The organism is Eisenbergiella sp. OF01-20 (assembly GCF_003478085.1).
Classification (GTDB): domain Bacteria; phylum Bacillota; class Clostridia; order Lachnospirales; family Lachnospiraceae; genus Eisenbergiella.
This window is the reverse complement of the sequence record NZ_QUES01000084.1, coordinates 1-2,019: the sequence shown is the minus strand read 5'-3', so window position 1 is coordinate 2,019 and position 2,019 is coordinate 1. Positions and strand designations below refer to the sequence as shown.

Below are 2,019 nucleotides of genomic sequence, written 5' to 3'. Positions count from 1 at the left end.
TCTTTGAATATAACAAAGAAGAAGAAATGAAGAAAATCCGGGCCGATGAATTCAGTATTGGAAAGGATGCCGGCAAAACAGAAGGGAAAGCAGAGGGAAAAGCAGAATATGTGCTTGATCTGCTGGAGGATCTGGGGGAAGTCCCGGTCGGGCTGCGTGAAAGAATCCTTTCGGAAACCGACCTTGGGCTTTTGAACCAGTGGCATAAGCAGGCGGCTAAGGCCGAAACCATACGGGAATTCATAGAAAAGGCAGGTTTGACGGAAACGTTCTGAATAACGGTTCCTATTTTCCAGGGCTGATCTTTGGAAATAGAGCGCAGGTACTTGACAGGAGAGAATAATTGGATTATTGTATTATTACACTAATACAATATAAATATTTCTCTCTGGTAAAGGAGGCCGTTGATGAATATTCTGTCAAAGCTTTTTGAAGTGCTGCTGCAGGTGGTCGTGTTTTCGCTTATCCCTTTCATCTGGTGGTTTGTTACTGCACGTAGGAAGGAGCCTTTTCTCTCCTGGATTGGCTTAAAAGCGGTGAGGGGAAGCTTTCTTGCCATCAGCGGGTGTATCCTGTTTTTCTTTCTTCTTTGTGTGATATCCCAGCTGTGGTGGATCCCTTCCCTGCTGCCGGCTGATGCCACAGTGCAGAGTACATATGCCGGCATGGGCTGGAGTGCGCTGCCCTCCGCCTTTTTATTCGGGGTTATCCAGACCGGCCTTTCGGAAGAAATCCTGTTCCGTGGTTTTCTGGGGAAACGTCTGATTGCCCGGTTTGGTTTCGCTGTGGGAAACCTTATACAGGGAGCATTGTTCGGGCTGCTCCACGGAGCCATGTTTTTCCTGGTCACCACGCCGCTGAAGGCAGCGGTGATCACGGTAATCACCGGATTCAGCGGGTGGCTGCTGGGCTGGCTGACCGAAAAAGGTTCCGGCGGCTCCATCATACCGGGCTGGCTGACCCATGGGGCGGGGAATTTGATCCTGTCCATGGTACAGGCATTCGGATGGTTGTGATAATAGCAGACGGCACATTTTGTGTGATCTTTATGTTCAATGGAAAATCCTTTTCAGTCCCGGGAACGCCACGCGGACAGCGGGCGGAAGGCCATTCGGCAACTGCGGAATTTGAGTTATTTATTGAGTATTCTCTGTATACCGGCAGCGTCCAGCAAGTTCACTGTTTCAAATTTCCCTTTATAAAATACACCCCAGTTGTTGAAAACGCAGGGCAGTTCCTTTGCTTTTTGGAGTGTATCTACCTGGTTCAAAGACAGGGGGATATGATTGGTTTCACAATATTGTTTTATTGTCTCAATTTTTTGAGGGATAAAAGGGCATTGCATGTCATAATAAATGGTCAGCTCCTGGTTGCCGATGTGCTGTTTTTTTGCATTCTGTGTGAATCGGGGGCTGGTTCCGTCAAAGGAGAGGGCAAGCAATTCATAGCCGTCAGGGGTGGTATCAACGGTCTGAAAACCGTACTTCCCGGCAAAAGCCTGGTCGGATAGCCAGGCTTTCTGTTTCTTGGCTCCGATCATGCAGACGCCGGATTTACCCTTTTTTCTGGCATCGTCCAGGCAGTACTCCATCAGCATTTTTCCATAGCCTTTTCCTTTGTATTCGCCGGAAACCCATAAGCAGTATATATAATAATAGTTATCACCGGTTATGGGGACCCAGGCGGTTTCTAAGGGGGCATATTCGATAAATACTACGGATTTGGCATTGAGTTTTCTGAAAATGTGGCCTTCTTTAATCCGGGCGGATAGCCATTGCCGCTTTGCTTCTACGCCCGGATGGGGCTTTTTGCTGCGGATAATGCAGCATAGGTGTTCTTGGGTTATGTTTTCTTGGGTTATGTTTGTAAATGTAGCTTCCATGGGGGACCTTTCTTTGTTATGTGATTGGTTGAAGTGTTTTAACTGGTATAGGGGGATGGGGGCGGTTTATTTGATGAGTTAATTGTACTATATTTTGGGGGGAGATGGGGATTTTTTTAAATAATTATGCGGGCAGG

At 47.4% G+C, this 2,019-nt stretch carries 2 protein-coding genes and 1 pseudogene; 2 read left to right on the top strand and 1 reads right to left on the bottom strand.

The genetic code is table 11. The annotated features are described in order from the left end of the window. Both DXA36_RS32495 and DXA36_RS32490 read left to right on the top strand, forming a co-directional pair. A pseudogene (locus DXA36_RS32495) lies at positions 1–275 on the top strand (hypothetical protein); the annotation flags it as partial. 132 nt (positions 276–407) lie between these two features. After that, on the top strand, positions 408–1,016 hold the full coding sequence (locus tag DXA36_RS32490; RefSeq protein ID WP_118683628.1) for a CPBP family intramembrane glutamic endopeptidase: 609 nt from the start codon (positions 408–410) through the stop codon (positions 1,014–1,016). A gap of 116 nt (positions 1,017–1,132) precedes the next feature. Here DXA36_RS32490 and DXA36_RS32485 read toward each other — a convergent pair whose 3' ends face one another. Further along, positions 1,133–1,882 carry a GNAT family N-acetyltransferase gene (locus tag DXA36_RS32485; protein WP_118683627.1) on the bottom strand — a complete coding sequence of 250 codons (750 nt, stop codon included), beginning with the start codon at positions 1,880–1,882 and terminating at the stop codon, positions 1,133–1,135. Positions 1,883–2,019: the final 137 nt, after the last annotated feature.

Bases quoted from the DNA above. Each gene is read 5' to 3' on its own strand.
- DXA36_RS32485 (WP_118683627.1), bottom strand. From the start codon at position 1,882: ATGGAAGCTACATTTACAAACATAACCCAAGAAAACATAACCCAAGAA.
- DXA36_RS32490 (WP_118683628.1), top strand. From the start codon at position 408: ATGAATATTCTGTCAAAGCTTTTTGAAGTGCTGCTGCAGGTGGTCGTG.